The 18,393-nt window shown below is 59.9% G+C and carries 14 protein-coding genes; 11 read left to right on the top strand and 3 right to left on the bottom strand.

Annotated elements, in window-relative coordinates; genetic code table 11:
* Positions 1 to 43: 43 nt before the first annotated feature.
* The 11 genes from FGZ14_RS15130 to FGZ14_RS15080 all read left to right on the top strand — a co-directional run bounded on the left by FGZ14_RS15130 (position 44) and on the right by FGZ14_RS15080 (position 14,823).
* Positions 44 to 787 (top strand): type III pantothenate kinase, encoded by a 744-nt coding sequence (locus FGZ14_RS15130; protein WP_139925054.1) that lies wholly within the window; start codon positions 44 to 46, stop codon positions 785 to 787.
* Complete coding sequence (locus FGZ14_RS15125; protein ID WP_139925053.1) at positions 774 to 2,126, top strand: outer membrane protein transport protein; 1,353 nt, start codon at positions 774 to 776, stop codon at positions 2,124 to 2,126. The genes FGZ14_RS15130 and FGZ14_RS15125 overlap by 14 nt, the downstream gene beginning before the upstream one ends.
* A 9-nt stretch (positions 2,127 to 2,135) precedes the next feature.
* Positions 2,136 to 2,726: an LPS export ABC transporter periplasmic protein LptC gene (gene lptC / locus FGZ14_RS15120; RefSeq protein ID WP_139925052.1), complete on the top strand. Its 591-nt coding sequence runs from the start codon at positions 2,136 to 2,138 to the stop codon at positions 2,724 to 2,726.
* Between the two features lie 7 nt (positions 2,727 to 2,733).
* Positions 2,734 to 3,000: a hypothetical protein gene (locus FGZ14_RS15115; protein ID WP_139925051.1), complete on the top strand. Its 267-nt coding sequence runs from the start codon at positions 2,734 to 2,736 to the stop codon at positions 2,998 to 3,000.
* Between the two features lie 251 nt (positions 3,001 to 3,251).
* Entirely contained in the window at positions 3,252 to 5,378 is a 2,127-nt protein-coding gene (locus tag FGZ14_RS15110) for a peptidylprolyl isomerase (protein ID WP_139925050.1), read from the top strand.
* A gap of 208 nt (positions 5,379 to 5,586) precedes the next feature.
* The gene (locus tag FGZ14_RS15105) at positions 5,587 to 7,419 is read left to right on the top strand and encodes a tetratricopeptide repeat protein (RefSeq protein WP_257883243.1); all 1,833 of its coding nucleotides are present in this window, start codon (positions 5,587 to 5,589) and stop codon (positions 7,417 to 7,419) included.
* 468 nt (positions 7,420 to 7,887) lie between these two features.
* Entirely contained in the window at positions 7,888 to 9,609 is a 1,722-nt protein-coding gene (gene recJ, locus FGZ14_RS15100; RefSeq protein ID WP_139925049.1) for a single-stranded-DNA-specific exonuclease RecJ, read from the top strand.
* Between the two features lie 278 nt (positions 9,610 to 9,887).
* Positions 9,888 to 11,720, top strand: a complete 1,833-nt coding sequence (locus FGZ14_RS15095) for a peptidase M61 (RefSeq protein WP_139925048.1) — start codon at positions 9,888 to 9,890, stop codon at positions 11,718 to 11,720.
* Positions 11,721 to 11,813: 93 nt separating this feature from the next.
* Complete coding sequence (gene lptB, locus FGZ14_RS15090) at positions 11,814 to 12,545, top strand: LPS export ABC transporter ATP-binding protein (protein ID WP_110976052.1); 732 nt, start codon at positions 11,814 to 11,816, stop codon at positions 12,543 to 12,545.
* Positions 12,546 to 12,723: 178 nt separating this feature from the next.
* Positions 12,724 to 14,247, top strand: a complete 1,524-nt coding sequence (locus FGZ14_RS15085; protein WP_139925047.1) for a GH3 auxin-responsive promoter family protein — start codon at positions 12,724 to 12,726, stop codon at positions 14,245 to 14,247.
* A gap of 132 nt (positions 14,248 to 14,379) precedes the next feature.
* Positions 14,380 to 14,823 (top strand): toxin-antitoxin system YwqK family antitoxin, encoded by a 444-nt coding sequence (locus FGZ14_RS15080; protein ID WP_139925046.1) that lies wholly within the window; start codon positions 14,380 to 14,382, stop codon positions 14,821 to 14,823.
* Between the two features lie 478 nt (positions 14,824 to 15,301).
* Here the strand turns inward: FGZ14_RS15080 and FGZ14_RS15075 are convergent, their stop codons facing one another.
* From FGZ14_RS15075 to gltX, 3 genes are all read right to left on the bottom strand, one after another.
* Positions 15,302 to 16,084 carry a TIGR00266 family protein gene (locus FGZ14_RS15075; protein ID WP_139925045.1) on the bottom strand — a complete coding sequence of 261 codons (783 nt, stop codon included), beginning with the start codon at positions 16,082 to 16,084 and terminating at the stop codon, positions 15,302 to 15,304.
* A gap of 181 nt (positions 16,085 to 16,265) precedes the next feature.
* Positions 16,266 to 16,643, bottom strand: a complete 378-nt coding sequence (locus FGZ14_RS21785) for a hypothetical protein (RefSeq protein WP_180754370.1) — start codon at positions 16,641 to 16,643, stop codon at positions 16,266 to 16,268.
* 198 nt (positions 16,644 to 16,841) lie between these two features.
* Positions 16,842 to 18,386, bottom strand: a complete 1,545-nt coding sequence (gltX, locus tag FGZ14_RS15065; RefSeq protein ID WP_139925044.1) for a glutamate--tRNA ligase — start codon at positions 18,384 to 18,386, stop codon at positions 16,842 to 16,844.
* Between the last annotated feature and the right edge of the window lie 7 nt (positions 18,387 to 18,393).

Here is an 18,393-nt window from a genome sequence, read left to right as displayed (position 1 = left end):
AGCCTCACCATTTTACTATTTCACTACCTCATCCTTCCATCTCTTGCGCACCCTGGCCCTTGATATTGGTAACACAGCCGTGAAGTATGGCTGCTTTGAAGCCGATGTACTGGTAGAGTCGGCTACTGGCCAAACGCCGGAGCAGGTGCGCGCAGCCGTGGCGCGGCTCCGGCCCGAGCATGGGATAGTAGCTTCCGTGGCCGAGCCGACCACTGCCTGGGCCACCGAGTTGCGGCAGCAGGTGCCCGGGCAGGTGCTGGAGTTTGCTCCGGCTGCTACCCCGCTACCCATTGCCAACGCCTACGCTACCCCCCACACCCTGGGCGCCGACCGGCTGGCCGCGGCGGTGGGTGCTGCCTGGCTGCTGCCGGCCCGCACCGTACTGATTGTGGACGCCGGCACAGCCATTAAGTGCGACTTGGTAGAAGGCGGCCATACGTTCCGGGGCGGCAGTATCGCGCCGGGGCTGTCCATGCGGTTTCAGGCCCTGCACACGTTTACGGGCCGGCTGCCGTTGGTAACCCACCTCACGGACCCGGCTGCCCCCGTGCCCCTCACCGGCGACGATACGCAGTCCGCAATTCGGAGTGGGGTAATGAACGGGGCTGTAGCTGAAGTGCGCGGCCTGCTGGCCGACTATGAGGCCCGCTACCCCGGTCTGGCCGTGGTGCTGGCCGGCGGGGATGCGGCTTTTTTCCGTGCCCGCTTGAAAGGACCTATCTTTGTTATTCCAGAGCTCGTGCTGATTGGGCTCCACCGAATTTTAGTACACCATGTCTCAACCTAACTTCACCGGCCTGGCCGGTGGTCTTTCGCTGCTGGGCTTGCTGGTGGCTTCGCCGGCCGTACTGGGGCAGGGCCTCGGCAACTCGCCTTACTCGCGCCTGGGCCTGGGCGATGCCAGCCTGAACTCCGGCGGCGTGCGGCAAATGGCAATGGGCGGCATTGGGGTAGCGGCGCCCAACAGCGTAAACGTCAATGAAATTAACCCGGCGCTGATCTACTACACTACCCGCACCACTTTTGAAGGTGGCTACAGCGGGCAGTTCAAAACGCTGCGCAACAACGTAAGCCGGCAGCGCACGGGCTCGGCCAATCTGGGCTACCTGGCGCTGGCAGTGCCCATCAACCGGCGCTGGGCGGGCGCCATCGGCCTGAAGCCCTACAGCGCCGTTGATTACGAATCCACGACTATCGACAACAGTGTAGTTGGCGACCAGACCGCGCAGGTAGAGAAGCAGTACAAGGGCAGCGGCGGACTAGCCGAGGCCTACATGAGCCATGCCGTACGGGTAGGAAAAGGGCTCACGGCCGGCGTGTCGGTAGGGTACGTTTTCGGCAGCATTGACCAGGAGGCCGGAACCCGTGTGGGTACCTCTAGCATTCCACTGGAGCTTGCCAGCCGCGACATCTACCAGCAGCACATCCATTACTCTGACTTTGCCTTTCGAGCCGGGGCGCACTACCGGGGTAAGTTCAACGACAAGCTGAACTACAACCTGGGCGGCACCTACAGCTTCCGCTCCAACCTGAACGGGGAGCGAAGCCTGAGCCTGATCCGGCAAACCTATGTAGGCCTGCAGTCCTCGCTTACGGCACTGGAAGTTGATGCTACAGGCCGGGCTCAGGTGCCCGCGCTCACCCAGTTCGGCATCAGCCTCGATGATAACCGGAGCTGGAGCGTGAGCCTAGAAGGTACCCGGCAGCAGTGGTCGCAGTTCCGGGCCTTTGGCGAGCAGGGCGGCACGGCTGGCATTCCGCTCAGCGATACGTACCGCATGGCAATAGGCGGAGAGCTGACACCGGACGTAGCCTCGGTGGATAGCTACTTTAAGCGGGTAACCTACCGGGCGGGTTTGAGCGTGGCGCAGCTGCCGTACCGCCCCGGGGGCAACACCCTCTACGACCGGGCTGTAAGCTGGGGCTTTGCTTTCCCTTTGCCTACCGCTACGCCGCTTGATGCTACCACCATCAGCCTGGCGTTTATGTACGGGCAGCGGGGCAACACCAACACCCTGCAGTTGGCCGATGGTACTCTGGAGCGCAACGTGAAAGAAGACTACGTGCGCATGCAGCTGGGCGTGACCCTGAATAACCGCTGGTTTATCAAGCGCCGCATCCAATAAGGCCCCATCATGACTCCAGGCTATTTCCGTTACCTGGTGCCAGGGCTGCTTCTGGCCAGTGCCCTGGCCGGCTGCCACAAGCGGGAAGAAGAAGTGGCGGCCAAGAAGGTCACGTACACGGGCCCCACCATGGAAACCCAGAACCTGCTCATGATTGTGAGCGACTCGGCTAAGCTTCGCATCCGGCTGACGTCTCCGCTGCGGCAGGACTTCGAGAATGGCAACCAGATTTACCCCAAGGGAGTCGAAATTACCTTTCTGGGGCAGGATGGGGCTACCGTGGTGAACACCATCAAAGGCAATTATGGCCTGTTTGAGAAAAGCACCAGCGTGTACACCCTGCGCGGCAATGTGCGCGTGACCAATGTACCCAAGCAGCAGAGCATGAACACCGAGGAAGCTTTCTTCGATCAGAACAAAGCCCTGATCTACACCAAGAAGGAAACCGAAATCCGGGTTACTACCCCCACCGAAGTGCTGACCGGCCGGGGCCTGACGGCCAACCAGGATTTCTCGCTCTACACCATCCTCGATCCTACTGGCGTCTTCACCCTTCAAAACGCGCCCACGGTCAACCCCGCTCCGGCGGCTACCCGTTAATTACTGCATGAAACGTTTTTGGGACCCTGGTATCAGCCGTACTCTTCTGTTTGTTGTGGGCGTCGTAACCTTTGTTATCGCCTCTTACCAAACCCTGGCAACGGGCAACATGGAAGGGCTTTATCAAAACTACTGGCTGTTCATGCTTTCCTTCGGGGCCGTTATCTGGCTGCGCTACCTGCGCCAGAAAGACAAGATAGCCGCTGCCGAAGCCGAAGCGGCCCGCAAAGCCGCCGAAGCAGCGGCCAGAAAACAGACCAAAAAGAAACGCTAAAACCGTCGGCGGAGCCCTACCTGCGGCCGGCGCGTACTTCAACGGACTGCCTTACTTTAGCGCCCTACCCCTTCATCGTAAGAAAAGCCTTTCTCGCATCAGAGGAAAGGCTTTTTTTATGGTAAGCGCTGCCCATGCTTACCCTAGTGGCTTATCTGGCTGAGACACGGTCATTTCATTACCGAATGACCGTGTTTTTTGGTTATTTTGCGCCTCTTTCCACTTTTCTTACTGCGCTTTTTTTCAAGTAAATGGCATTAATCAACACGATTCGAGAAAAATCGGGCTGGGCAGTCGGGGCCATCATCATCGGCCTGCTGCTCTTTATGCTGGGGGGGGACTTCCTATATGGCCGCAGCAGCATCTTCGGCAAGAATGATCTGACGGTCGGTGAAATTGCTGGTGAAAAGGTGGAATACGAGGCGTTCAACGCTACCCTGGAACAGGCCAAGCAAGGCTTCATTGCCCAGCAGCAGCGCCAGCCCGATGAGCAGGCGATGGGCTACCTCCGCGACCAGGCCTGGAACCAGACCATCTACCGTATTGCCTTCCAGAAGGAGTTCGACAAGCTGGGCCTGAAAGTATCCGACGAGGAGCTCACCGACATGGTGCAGGGCAACAACGTTCACCCCAGCATCCGGCAGGCCTTCACCGATCCGGCTACCGGCCAGTTCGACCGCACCAAGGTAATTGAGTACCTGCGCAACCTCGACAAGCTGCCGCCCCAGGCCCAGGAGGCTTTCCGCAACTTCGAAGCCAACCTGGGACCCGAGCGCATGGCCAGCAAGTACAACAACCTACTGAAGTTGAGCACCTATGTAACCTCGGCCGAAGCCAAGCGCTTCGACCAGGCCCAGAACACCCGCGCTAACCTGCGCTACCTGCTGGTGCCTTACTTCTCCCTCTCCGACTCGAGCGTGCAGGTAACCGACAGCCAACTGCAGGCCTACCTCGACAAGAACAAGGGCCGCTACAAAGTGGAAGACGGCCGCAGCATCGAGTACGTATCCATTCCCGTGACGGCCTCGGCCGAAGACAGCGCTACAGTGCGCAAAACCGTGGACGAGCTGGCTACCCAGTTTGCCACGGCCCCCGTTGATTCGGCCTTCGTGAAGCTGAACTCCGACAACCCCGCCAGCCCTGCCTACCTCTCGCCGGCCGATATGCCCGAGAAGCTGCGCGAGCAACTGCCCCTGCAGGTAGGCAAGGTGTATGGTCCCTACGCCGAAAACGGTACTTACTCCCTCTACAAAGTGTCGGGCCAGAAGGCCGGAGCCCAGGCCGCGGCCCGGGCCAGCCACATCCTCATCAAGCCCGAGGGTACTACCCCCGAGGCCGACGCGGCAGCGAAAGCCAAAGCCACCGAGGTACTCAATAAAATCAAAGCCGGCGCCGATTTCGCCGCTATGGCCCGCCAGTACGGTACCGACGGCACCACCGCTACCGGCGGTGACCTGGGCTGGTTCCAGCAGGGCCGCATGGTACCCGAGTTTGAGAATGCCATATTCGGCGCTACCTCGGCCGGGCTGCTGCCAGCCCCGGTAAAAACCTCGTTCGGCTACCACATCATCAAGATTACGGCTCCCAAGACCTCGCAAACCTACCAGGTTGCCACGGTGCAGAAGAGCATCCAGCCCACCGATGCCACCCGCGACGCGGCCTACCAGAAAGCTCAGGCCCTGAAAGGGGAGGCTACCAGCCTGGAAACCTTCCGCGCGGCCGTAGCCAAGGATAAGAGCCTGCAGAAAGTGGAAGCCAAGGGCCTCGGCCGCGGCGACCAGGCCGTGAACAACCTGCAGGGTGCCCGCCAACTAGTGCGCTGGGCCTACGGTGTAAACCCCGAAGGTGAGCCCACCGAAGTAGGTGACGTATCGGAAGTATTCGAAATCGGTGACCAGTACGTAATTGCGGTCCTGACCGGTGAACGGAGCAAGGGCACGGCCGATCTGGCCAGCATCAAGCCCGAGATTACGGCGGCCGTGCGCAACGAGCTGAAGGCTGAGCAAATCATGAAAAAGCTGAACGGCACCAGAGGCACCCTAGAGCAGATTGCCCAGGCGTACGGCAACGGCGCCCAGGTAAAAACGGCCGAAGGCGTAGTGTTGGGCCAGGGCCTGATTCCGGGCCTGGGTAGCGAGCCGGTAGCCGTGGGCAAAGCCTTCGGCCTGAAGCCTGGCCAGAAGTCGGCGGCCTTTGCCGGTGAGCAGGGCGTATTGATAGTGGAGCCCGTGAGCGTACAGCCCGCCCCCGCTACCGCCGACGTGAAAACGGTGCGCCAGCAGCTGACCGCTCAGCGCGCCGCCCGTGCCGACGGCCTCATCTACGAAGCCATCAAGCAGCACGCCAACATCAAGGACAACCGCACTAAGTTCTTCTAAGTCGGAATCTGCTTACCACAAAAAAGGGCCGTACCTTAGGGTGCGGCCCTTTTTTAGTGTCGGGTTAGTGAGGTAGCGAACCAGTGAAATGGGGAGTTTGCAGTTCCGTTGGCGCAAGTGGCGCATATGGTCCGTCAGAACTCACCATTTCACCATCTCACTAGTTCACCGTCCGGCACTCCGGACCGGGTCTTTTCGTTATGCGCCTATGAATAAGTCGTTGCGTTTGATTTTAGGACAGGCAAGCCTGGTGAGCCTGCTGCTGGCGGCGGGACCGGTGGTAGCGCAGCAGTCCGAGGACAGTGCCGTGCAGCTCGCCCGGGAGTATGAGCGGACCGGGGAGCATGAAAAAGCGGCCTACCTGTTCGGCCGCCTCCGCCCCGATGAGCAGACGGCCCCCAACATCCTGCCCGATTACCTGGCCGCCCTGCAGGGGCTCAAGCGCGACAAGGAGGCCGAGAAGCTGGTAAAACGAGCCCAGCGCCAGCGTCCCACCGACCTGACGCTAGGTGTAACTCTGGGCCAGGTGTACGCCAAAGCCGGCGACCAGGGCGCGGCCCAGAAGCAATGGGACCGGGTTCTAACCCAGCTGAGCAGTGCCCAGGTAGTGCCGGTAGCTACCGAGTTCCAGAAGGCCGCGCTACCGGAACTGACCGCCCGTACCTACCTGCGGGGCCGGGAGCTGGCCAAAAACGAAACGGAGTTTGCCCCCCAGCTCATTCAGCTCTACACCCAAAGCGGCCAGACCGATAAGCTGATGAGCGAAACCCTGCGCCTGGTGCAGGACGACGAACAGCAGCTGCCCTTTGTGCGCAACATGCTCCAGAACAGCCTGCAGGACGACAAGGACTTTGCTGCCCTGGAAAAAGAGCTGCTGACCTTGGTGCAGAAGAACCCCGACCGCGGCGTATATAGCGAGCTGCTGCTGTGGCTGCAGGTGCAGCGCCGCGACTTTTCGGGTGCCTTGGTGCAGGCCAAAGCCCTTGACCGGCGCGGCCGCACCGAGGGGCAGCGGGTGCTGGAGGTGGCCGAAATTGCCCGTCGCAACAAAGACTACGAAAGCGCCATTAGTGGGTACGAGTACCTGGTGCGCGAGTATCGGGGCCGGCCTTACTACGCTCTGGCCCGCCAGCGCCTCGTGCAGACCCGCGAGGACCAGATTCGCACTACCTACCCCGTAAACGTCGCTCAGCTGCGCAGTTTGCTGCAAGACTACCAGCAGGTGCTTTCTGACCTCGGCCGTACCCCCGAAACGGCGCCGGTTCTGCGCAGTATGGCCTCCCTGCTGGCCTTTCAGCTTGATGACAAGGAAGCGGCCATCAAGTTGCTTCAGGAGGTGATTGAAATGCCCCGCGCCAGCCTTGATGTAGTGGACCAGGCCAAGATTGACTTGGCCGACATTTACCTGCTGCGCGCCGAGCCCTGGGAAGCTACGCTGCTGTACTCGCAGGTGGAAAAGTCGCACAAAGACACTCCCCTGGGCTACGATGCCAAGCTGCGCAATGCCCGCCTCAGCTATTTTGCCGGCGACTTTAAGCTGGCCCAAAGCCACCTCGACATTCTCAAGCAGGCAACCAGCCGCGAAATTGCCAATGATGCCATGCAGCTCAGCCTGCTCATCACCGACAATACGGCTATGGATACCGCTGGAGTGGCCCTACGCGACTACGCGGCGGTAGAGCAGCTGGTGTTTCAGAACAAGATTCCGGATGCCCTGCGCGGCCTTGATGCGCTGCTGCAGAAGCACCCCGGCCACGCCCTGCAGGACGAAGCCCGGTTTCTGAAGGCCCAGCTGCTGCGCCGCACCGGCGACTACCCCGCCGCCCTGGTCACGCTGGAGAGTATTACGGCCAACCCCAAGTACGATGTACTGAGCGATGATGCCCTGTTTCTGGCGGCCAGCATCCAGGAAGAAAACCTACGGGACTTTGGCAAAGCCCAAGAGCTCTACAACCAAGTACTGGTGAAGTACCCCGGTAGTATTTACGTAGCCGAAGCCCGCAAACGGTTCCGCAAGCTCCGCGGCGATGTAGTGAATTAGGCCCCTCCATATCCACGAAAACCAAAAGGCCCCCAGCCGCAACCGTTGCGGCTGGGGGCCTTTTGCTTGAGATTCGCTACCTTCTCAGAGGGCATGGAACCTGGTGCTCCCGCGCATAGCAAAACCCATCGGAGTTGCCCTGCTTTACCTTATTGATACATAGATAATGTGTAGAGCATAGCCTGTATGCAAGCTGATCCTTTAATGTGCTCTACAAATTGATAATTATCTACATCTATGAAGCAAGTTGCTCTGAGGTGGGATGCGGCTGCGCTGGCAGGGTTTGGACAGCGGATGGGGGTAGGCCCGGTACCCCTATAGATAACCGGCTGAGCAAGTGACGTAAAGCCAGAAAACTGCTAACAGGCTGCCTATATTTCTATGCTCCGCCTGCGGAAAAGGGCCACCGAAAGAGCCGTTTTTCTTTGTACTTTTGAAGATACAGCCCACGGTGGCCCCTGCACAAGTATGGAAAAAAGATGGATTCGCAAGCCCACGCCCGAGCCTGAAAAAGTTCGGCACCTGGCCGACGCCCTGCGCGTCAACGAGGCTATCATTTCTCTCTTGTGCCAGCGGCAGGTTTGCACCTTTGAGGAAGCCCGGGCTTACTTCCGTCCGTCCCTCGACTCTCTGCCTGATCCGCTGCTGATGCGCGACATGGACCGCGCCGTGGAGCGCTTGGTGCGGGCCCTGCACCTGGGCGAACGGGTGCTTGTGTTCGGCGACTACGACGTGGACGGTACTACCTCCGTGGCGCTGGTGTACAGCTACCTCTGTCAGTTCTTCGGGCCCGAGCGGGTGGATTATTACATCCCGGACCGCTACAAAGAAGGCTATGGGGTGTCGGAGGCCGGCATTGACTTTGCGGCTGACTTCGGCTACCAGCTCATTATTGCCCTGGACTGCGGCGTGAAGGCCGTTGAGAAGATTGCCTACGCCAACACGCGCGGGGTCGATTTTATCATCTGTGACCACCACTTACCCGGCGCCGATTTGCCGGCGGCCGTGGCCGTGCTCGACCCCAAGCGCTCCGATTGTCCCTACCCCTTCAAGGAGCTTTCGGGCTGCGGGGTGGGCTTTAAGCTGATGCAGGCCATTACCCAGCACCAAGGCTGGCCCGAAGAGCCCCTTCACGAGCTGCTGGACTTGGTGGCCGTCAGTATTGCCGCCGACATTGTGCCCATTACGGGTGAAAACCGCACCCTGGCCTACCACGGTCTGCGCCTGATTAATGACCGGGCACGTCCCCAGCGCCCCGGCCTCGATGCGTTGCGCGAGCTGGCCGGGCTGCAAACGGCCGAGCTGAACATCAGCAGCCTGGTATTCGGCTTTGCCCCGCGCATTAACGCGGCGGGCCGCATGGGCGACGCCAAACGCTCGGTGGCCATGCTGCTGGCCGAAAGCACCGATGAGGCCAAGGAGAAAGCCGGCGTGGTGGACAAAACCAACCAGGAGCGCCGGGGCTTCGATACCAGCATCACGAAGGAGGCCCTGGAGATGATTGAGCAAGATGCCCTGTTGCGCTCGGCCCGCACCACGGTGCTGTTCAAGCAGGACTGGCACAAGGGGGTAGTAGGCATCGTGGCCTCGCGCTGCCTCGACAAATATTACCGCCCGACCATCATTCTGACGGAAAGCAATGGCAAGGCTACCGGCTCGGCCCGCTCGGTGGTGGGGTTTGATGTGCACCAGGCCATTGAGGAGTGCGCCGATCTGCTCGACCAGTTTGGGGGCCACATGTACGCGGCCGGCCTCACGCTACCCCTGGAAAACGTGTCGGCCTTCCGCGAAAAATTCGAGCGGGTAGTGGCCGGTCGCATCCGGCCCGAGCAACTGATTCCGCCCGTGGAAATAGACCACGTGCTGCGGCTCAGCGACATTACGCCCTCATTTTTCCGGCTGCTAAGCCAGATGGAGCCCTTCGGGCCGGGCAACCCCAACCCGGTATTTGCCTCCGAAATGGTGTACGCTACCCCCGACTCGGCGCGCATTGTTGGGAACTCCCACCTCAAGCTGACCCTCACGCAGGACGGGCACCACACGGTAGATGCCATTGGCTTCGGGCTCGGCGACTACCACGAGCAGATACGCCAGGGGCAGCCGTTCAGTGTGTGCTACACCATCGAAATGAATGAGTTTCGGGGCGTGAAAAACCTGCAGCTCCGGGTCAAGGATATTCGCTGGGAATAGGTGCGGCCGGCCTGAGTGGCGTGGTGTATGCCTTATTTAACCTCTCTGGCAGCACGGCGCGCTCGTCGGCGTGCAAACAAGCCCTGCCACTGACAGCCTCTACCCGGGGGCGGAGGTAGGAGTGGCCGCAGGCGCGGTTCTTGTTCCAATCGTAGAGCGAAGCCTGGACCAGTGTGAGTCCTTTGGGGGCCGTATAAGTGGCCGGCTGGCCGCAATGCGTACCTTGGCAACGGCGTTATAGGCGCCTACTTTCCTCTTTTTATCTATTCCCTTTCTTAATGAAAGCAGTTTATCTGGCGCTGGGGCTCGGGCTGGCTACCGTAGGCACTGCTGCCGCGCAGCAACCAGCCGGCTATCAAATCAACCTCGATCTGCAGAATATTCAGAACGACCGGGTTAAAGTAGTCATCAACACGCCCGCCGTAAAGGAGCAGCAAGCTACTTATGTGATTCCCTCGGTGGTGCCGGGCTCTTATTCCAAAAAGGATTACGGCCGCTTTGTTACCGATTTTAAAGCCTTCGATAAGCAGGGCAAGCGCCTGAAGGTGAAAAATGACGGGCCGAACCTGTTCGTTATTGATAACGCCCGCAGCCTGACGCGGCTGGAGTACCTGGTAGATGACACCTGGGATGCCAAGCAGGATGACTCCTTCATCTTCCAGCCCGGCGGCACCAACATTGATGCTGGCCGCAACTTCACCATCAACCACTACGGCTTCTATGGCTACCTCGAAGGCTACAAGATGCAGCCCTACCAGGTAAGCGTACAGAAACCCGCCCAGCTGTACGGCGCCACCGCCCTGGATGTGCGTCGCGAATCCGCTACCCAGGACGTATTCACAGCCCCCGACTACGTGACCCTGGCCGATGGCCCCATCCTGTATGCCCGCCCCGACACGGCCAGCTTCTGTACCGGCGGAGCCCGCATTTCGGTGGCGGTACTCTCGGAGAATGGAGTTGTGAAGGCCACGGACGTTAGCCAGATGCTGCGGCCCATGTCGGAGGCCCTGACCAAGTTTTTTGGGAAGATGCCCGTACCACGCTACCAGTTCCTGTTCTACTTCCCCAGCCTCAATTCGCCGCTCAATAGCAAAAACGGTGGCTATGGGGCCATGGAGCACAGCTACTCCTCGCTCTACTTCCTGCCCGAAATACCCGACCCGGACCGGCTGCGGAGCATAGTGCTGGAAGTAGCCTCGCACGAGTTTCTGCACATGCTAGCCCCGCTCAACATCCACTCGCGCGAAATCGGGGAGTTTGATTTCCGCAACCCCAAAATGTCGCAGCACCTGTGGCTCTATGAGGGCGTGACGGAGTACGTCTCGCAGCTGGTGCAGGTACGGGGCGGCCTGATTTCGCCCGACGAGTTTCGGGAGCGGATGAAAGCCAAAATCGATAATGCCGGCAAGTACGACAACGTGTCGTTTACGGAAATGAGCCGGCGGATTCTGGAGGCGCCTTACAAAGACATGTACCAGAACGTGTACGAAAAAGGCGCGCTGATTGGGCTGCTGCTCGATATCCGGATTCGGGAGCTAAGCCAGGGCCGCCAGACCCTGCGCGACGTGCTGCTGGCCCTACGCGAGAAGTACGGTCCTACCCGCTCATTCGAAGACAACCAGTTGATTCCGGAAATTGTGGCCCTGACCAGCCCCGAGCTGCAGCCCTTCTTCGACCGGTACGTGGTAGGGAAGGAGCCCCTGCCGCTGGCCGAGTACCTGGGTAAGATTGGCTGGGTGTATGCGCCCGTGGGCCAAACCCGCGTGAAAGCCTTTGGCAACCTGGGCTTCGGCTACGACGCGGAGAAGGACCAGTTCCGGGCCGTGAAAACCAAGCCCGATGAAAACGCCTTCGGCCTGAAAGAAGGGGATGTGATTGTGGCCGTAAACGGACAGGCCGTGACCATGCAAACCGCCGAAAAGCTGTTGCGCCCTCTGGTAGAGCCCAAAACCGCCGACCCCATGCGGGTGAAGTTCCGCAGCGGCGCGGGCCCCGAGCAGGAACGCCAGGCCACCCCCCGGGAGTTTGAGGTAGAAGTGAAAAACCTGGTAGAGCCCGTGCCTACCCTCACCTCTGCCCAGCAAGCCCTGCAAGATGGGTTACTGAAATAGGTATGGGGTAGTTGGATTAAGCTTGTTTCATTACCGGCGACCTGCATCCAACTACCTACTACCTACATCCCACTACCCCCTTACCTTTGCTTCATGATTCTGCGAGCTGAACATCTGGTCAAGAAATATAAGTCGCGCACGGTGGTGAATGATATGTCGCTGCATGTGGAGCAAGGGGAGATTGTGGGGTTGCTGGGGCCAAACGGGGCCGGCAAAACCACCTCTTTCTACATGACGGTAGGCATGGTGAAGCCGAACGAAGGCAAGGTCTTCCTCGACGACAAGGACATTACCAAACTGCCTATTTACCAGCGCGCCCGCCTCGGCATCGGCTACCTGGCTCAGGAGGCCTCAGTGTTCCGCGACCTGACGGTGGAGGAAAATGTGCTGTCGGTGCTGGAAATGACCGACTTACCCAAGCAGGCCCAGCGCGACAAGGTAGAGGAGCTGCTGAACGAGTTCAGCCTGACCCACGTCCGTAAAAACCTGGGCCGGGTACTGAGCGGCGGGGAGCGGCGACGCACCGAAATTGCCCGCGCCCTGGCCGTGGACCCCAAATTCGTGCTCCTCGATGAGCCCTTCGCCGGTGTTGACCCCATTGCCGTTGAGGAAATTCAGGGCATTGTGGCCAAGCTCAAGCACAAAAACATCGGCATTCTGATTACGGACCACAACGTGAACGAAACGCTCAGCATCGTGGACCGGGCCTACCTCCTGTTTGAAGGCAAGCTGCTGAAAGCCGGCACGGCTGAGGAGCTGGCTGAGGACGAGATGGTGCGCCGTGTGTATCTGGGTAAGCACTTTGAGCTGAAACGCAAAATCTGACCGGCGGCGGCCGCCGCGGGCAAGTTGCAGAGGCAGAACGGGGTAGGGCGAAGCGTAGCTTCGCCCTTTTTCGTGGCTGGGGCCTGGCCTGCTGATTTCGGGGTAGTCTGGTAACTTTCCGGGGCGGACGGGGGTAGAGCAACCTCCCGCCTCCTCATGTCCCACGTATTCTCCCGCCGTGATTAGTACCGTTCTCACCTGGGCCGTTCAACGACGGCTGGCCAACGTAGAGCACATCCGACAGTACCCCCACGAAGCCCAGCAGCAGGTGCTGCAGGACCTGCTGCGCACGGCCCGTACTACCGACTGGGGCCGGCGCTACGGGTACGCCGATGAGCTATCGGCCCGGGAGTTTGCTCAGCGCGTGCCCATCAGCAGCTACGAGGAGCTTTACCCCGAGCTGGAGCGGGTGCTGCGGGGCGAGGCCAACGTACTGTGGCCCGGCCCGGTGCAGTGGTTTGCCAAAAGCAGCGGCACCACCAATGCTCGCAGCAAGTACATCCCGGTTACGCGCGAGTCCTTGCATGAGTGCCACTACCGCGCCGGCCGCGACATGACCGCCCTGGCCACGCTCTACTACCCCGATATCCGGATTCTGGGCGGCAAAACCCTCTCGCTGGGTGGTACCCACGGCCCCAACCCGTTCCGGCCCGCGGCAACCGGTTCCCGGGTTGGCGACGTATCGGCGGTGATTATGCAGAACCTACCAGCCTGGGCCGAGTTCGTGCGCACGCCCCCACTGGAACTGGCCTTGCTGGATGAGTGGGAAGAAAAAATTGAGCGCATTGCCCGCCATGTGCTGGAGGTAGATGTGCGCGTGCTGGCTGGCGTACCCACCTGGATGATTGTGCTGCTACGCCGGGTAACCGCGCTGGCCGGGGCCAGCTCCATTCTGGAAGTGTGGCCCCGGCTGGGACTGTTTCTGCACGGTGCCGTAGCCTTTGGACCCTACCGGGAGCTGTTCCGCCAGCTGATACCGAGCCCCCAGATGCATTACCTGGAGGTGTACAACGCCTCTGAGGGCTACCTTGCCCTGCAGGATGAACCCAACTCCGAAGACCTGCTGCTGCTGCTCAATCACGGCATCTACTACGAGTTCCTGCCCCAGGACCAGTGGGATGCCCCCGAACCCCGGGCCGTTGGCCTCGATGAGGTACAACTCGGGCGTACCTACGCCCTGATCATCAGCACCAATGCAGGGTTATGGCGCTATAAAATCGGAGATACCGTGCGGTTCACTAGCTTGGCGCCCTACCGCATCCGTATATCGGGCCGGACCAAGCACTTCCTGAATGCCTTCGGGGAAGAAGTGGTGGTAGAAAACGCCGATGCTGCCATTGCGGCCGCCTGCCAGGCCACCGCTACCACCGTGCGCGACTACACGGCCGCCCCCGTGTATTTCGCTACTCACGACGGCACTTCCCGGGGCCGCCATCAGTGGCTCATTGAGTTTAATCAGGTCCCGGCTAACCCCGAACAGTTCGTGGAAGTGCTGGACCACACCCTGCGCCAGCTCAACTCCGACTACGATGCCAAGCGCCACCGCGACCTAGCCCTTACCCCACCCCAGCTGACGGTAGCGCCGCCCGGCACCTTCGAGCAGTGGCTCGCTGTCCGGGGCAAACTCGGCGGCCAGCACAAAGTGCCCCGCCTAAGCAACTCCCGCGAGTTGATAGAGGAAATACTTCAACTAAAAAAATAGTTTAACTTCGGAGGTCCCTTATCTGGCTCTTCGATGCTTACCTATTCTCTGCTTTCCAGCCTGCGGTGCCGTTCTTATATCCTTCGGGTGCTGCTCAGTTGGGCGGTGGCAACGGGTTGTTTAACCTCATGCGTGGGTCTGCAGCATGGGCCCATCGGGTTTTGGTCGCGCAACCGCTACCACCGCGCCACGCAGGAGCGCCACGGCCCGTGGCGCGAGTATTTCGACAATGAAGAGCGGCACCTGGCTAACCGGGGGCGCTACCGGCAGGGCCTGCCCGTGGGCCGGTGGCATACCTACAGCCCCAGCGGCGCCCGGGAGCACACAGAGCAGTTTCACCGCACGCCCTATGGCCTGGTAACCATTGCCTACTACCATCCTAACGGCCGGGTTGCCAAGCGGGGGCAGGCCCGCTACCGGGCCGAGCCTACGGGCGCGCATTTCTTCTGGTTCGGGGAGTGGCAGCGCTTTGATGCGGCCGGAAAACTCTTGCCCTCAGAGTGGTACGACAACGGGCGCCAGGTAGCCCCGCCTGCCAAGGGTGCCGGAGCCAGCCTCCAGGAAAAAGCCCAGTAAGACCGCAGCAGAGTGAATAGTATTATATAAAAATCCTATATTGGGAATGACAAGGTTATTGTGGGACTATAGATCCGGCCTACAGTGAGTTACGTATCTATCCTGGCCCGTTCGTCGAACGCAGCAGGTACGGATAAAGCCTGTACTTCTGTGTTTTTGCAAGAGTTGCGGGTGCTTGTACGGATCAGATTTTCTTAAAATCTCACCAATGTCTGTCCCTATATCTTCCTCTCACCATTCGGGGCACGGCCGTCGGCGGCGGCGTAGTTTGAAAACCGATGATAAAGCTTCCGTACGAACCACGCGTGCGGTAATTGGGTTTCTGGGGCTGCTGATGCTGGCGCTCCTGGTTAGCCTCGCTATTATTGCCACTACAGCCAGTAGCTGAGCAGTGCCGTCAAAGCAAAGCCCTGGCCCATCGGACATATGTCTGATGGGCCAGGGCTTTGGCTGTATAAAAGGGGTAGGCGCTCGGGGGCTACTCGTCCAGGATGCCGCCTACGAGGTTGCCGAACACGCCGCCGCTTTCTTTTTGCACGTTGCCGCCGCCGGGAGCCAGTGCCTGAATCAGCTTTTTGATGGGCATAGACTGCAGCCATACCCGGCCTGTGCCGCGCAAGGTAGCCAGCAGCAGGCCTTCGCCCCCAAAAATCATGGATTTTAGGCCGCCTGCCCGGGCAATACTGAAGTCGATGCCCGGCTCGAAGGCTACTACGCAGCCCGTGTCAACGCGTAGCAGCTCGTTGTTGAGGCGCTTTTCAATGATGGTGCCGCCCGCATGAATAAAGGCTTTGCCGTCGCCGGTCAGGCGCTGCAGAATAAAGCCTTCGCCCCCGAAGAAGCCGGCTCCCAGTTTCTGATTGAAATGCAGATTGATTTTGGTGCCTTGCGCGGCTGCCAGAAAGCCGTCCTTCTGCACGATAAGTCCCTGAGGCAGCTCGCCCAGGTCAATCGGGATAATCGTGCCGGGGTAGGGTGCCGAGAAGGCCACGTGCGCCTTGCCATATCCCCCGCGGTGCGTGAAGTGGGTCATAAATAACGACTCGCCGGTAATCAGGCGCGTGCCCGCCGAGAACAGCTTGCCCATAAACCCCTGGTTGGGCTCCGAGCCGTCGCCCATTTTGGTTTCGAACGCTATGCTCTCACTCATGTACACCATAGCGCCGGCTTCGGCCACTACGGTTTCGTTGGGGTCCAGTTCTACTTCCAGCACCTGAATATCGGTACCGATAATTTTGTAATCGACGTCGTGGGAGCGCATAAAACGGGGCGAAAAGGCAGAGAAGAATGATTTCCCCAAGTATAGCAAAACCCCATCTGATAGCCGCTATATAGCACGCCAGCACCTGCTTTCTCCGGTACCACACTTCTAATGACAGTGGTACGGGCAAAGGCAGGTGCCGGCGGCTTGTACTGTACGGGCGTGGCGCTCAGGGGCGGGATTACTCCTCATCAGGGGTTTTAGGCAGGTCCTCATCTACCTCAGGGTCAGCTTCCGCTTTCGGACCTTTTTTCTTGGCCTCTTTGCTGGTGCGGCGCATAAAGTCCTCATCCGATTCTTCGGGTTCCTGCACGCCATCCTCCAGCGGGAAATCATCTTCTTCCTCCTCTTTCTCGCCAAACTGGCCGTCGCGGTTCACCAGCTTTTTGTCGCGCACGTGGCGGTTCAGAAACTGGTTGATGTCCTCGATGGAGTAATTGGAAGTTATTTCGCCCAGGGGGTTTACTTTGATTTCAAAACCCTCCAGCTCTTTATGAACGCGGGCTTTTTTCTCGGGGTCGTTCTTTTTCTTTTTCGGGCTAACGGGTTTCTTGGCCATGATGCGGGCAGCTAAAGTCGGTTCAATCTCAGGATGGCTATGCAGAGTAAGCCGCCTTGAAACAGATAGTACGGCAGTGGCCTCTAAGCGGTTGAAACCTGCCCGGCCAAGCGGACATTTCCGGGCCTCAGGCACTAAAAAACGCCCACCAAACGAGAGTTTGGTGGGCGTTTCCGAAGGTATCTGGCTGAAACAGAGCTATGCAGCTGGGAGTTGCGCTACGGCCTGGTTTATCCGTCCGGCCGTTTCCTCAGTGCCGAGAATGCTCATGATGTGCATCAGGTCAGGACCTGCGGCAGCGCCCGTAACGGCCACGCGCAGCGCCTGCAGCACCTGCCCGATTTTGAGTCCTTGAGCTTCCAGAACCTGGGTCAGCAAAGCCTTGATGCCATCGGGGCTGGCATCGGGGGTAGCAGGGAGCTGCCCGGCAAACTCCCGGAGGGCGCCGGCCACCTGGGCATTCCATTTCTTGCTGATTACCTGCTCATCGTAGGCGGTGGGGCGCTGGAAGAACAGCTGGGCCTCGCGGGCCAGATCAGCCGGGAAGGTAGCCCGCTCTTTTACCAGGGCGGCAATCTGCACGGCTTTGTCGGTGGGTACCTCCACGCCCTGGTCTTGCAGGCTGGCGGTCAGGTACTGGGCCAGTTCGGCGTCGGGTTTGGCTCGCAGATACTGCTCGTTGTACCAGCGCACCTTGTTCTGGTCGAAACGGGCCGGCGACTTGCTCACGCGCTCAATAGAGAAGGCCTCAATCAGCTCCTCCATCGTGAACAGCTCTTGCTGGGAGCCCGGGTTCCAGCCCAGGAAAGCCAGGAAGTTGATAAAGGCCTCGGGCAGGTAGCCCGATTCGCGGTAGCCGCTGCTTACGGTCGGCTCGCCGGTTTCGGCATCTTTACCGTGCCATTCCAGCGGGAACACCGGAAAGCCCAGCCGGTCGCCGTCGCGCTTGCTTAGCTTGCCGGTACCGTCGGGCTTGAGCAGCAGGGGCAGGTGAGCAAACTGGGGCATGGTGTCTTCCCAACCCAGGTAGCGGTAGAGCAGCACGTGCAGGGGCGCCGAGGGTAGCCACTCTTCCCCCCGGATAACGTGGGTGATTTCCATCAAGTGGTCATCCACGATATTGGCCAGGTGATAGGTCGGCATGCCATCGGACTTCATCAGCACTTTATCGTCGATAGAAGACGAATGCACTACCACCCAGCCCCGGATTAGGTCGTTGAAGCGCACTTCCTCCTTGCGGGGCACCTTCAGGCGAATCACGTAGGGCGCGCCGCTCTCCAAAAGCTGCTTTACCTCCTCGGTCGGCAGGGTGAGGGAGTTGCGCATCTGGGCGCGCGTGATGCTGTTGTACTGCGGGTTGGGCACTTTGGCGGCCGTGAGGCGGGCGCGCATGGCGTCCAGCTCCTCGGGCGTATCGAAGGCGTAGTAGGCGTGGCCACTGTCAATAAGCTGCTGGGCGTACTGCAGATACATGGGCTTGCGCTCACTCTGACGGTAGGGAGCATGAGGGCCTCCGTTCCAGGGACTTTCATCCAACTCAATACCGCACCACTCCAGGCTCTGGCGGATGTAGTCTTCGGCGCCTGGTACAAACCGGTTCTGGTCGGTATCCTCAATGCGGAGCAGCATCTTGCCGCCCAGCTTGCGGGCCAGCAGATAGTTATAGAGCGCAGTGCGCACGCCGCCGATGTGCAGCGGGCCGGTGGGGCTGGGCGCGAAACGCACCCGTACTTCTCTTTCCATACAAACA

Source organism: Hymenobacter sp. DG01 (assembly GCF_006352025.1).
Taxonomy (GTDB): domain Bacteria; phylum Bacteroidota; class Bacteroidia; order Cytophagales; family Hymenobacteraceae; genus Hymenobacter.
This window is presented reverse-complemented; position numbering and strand designations above follow the sequence as displayed.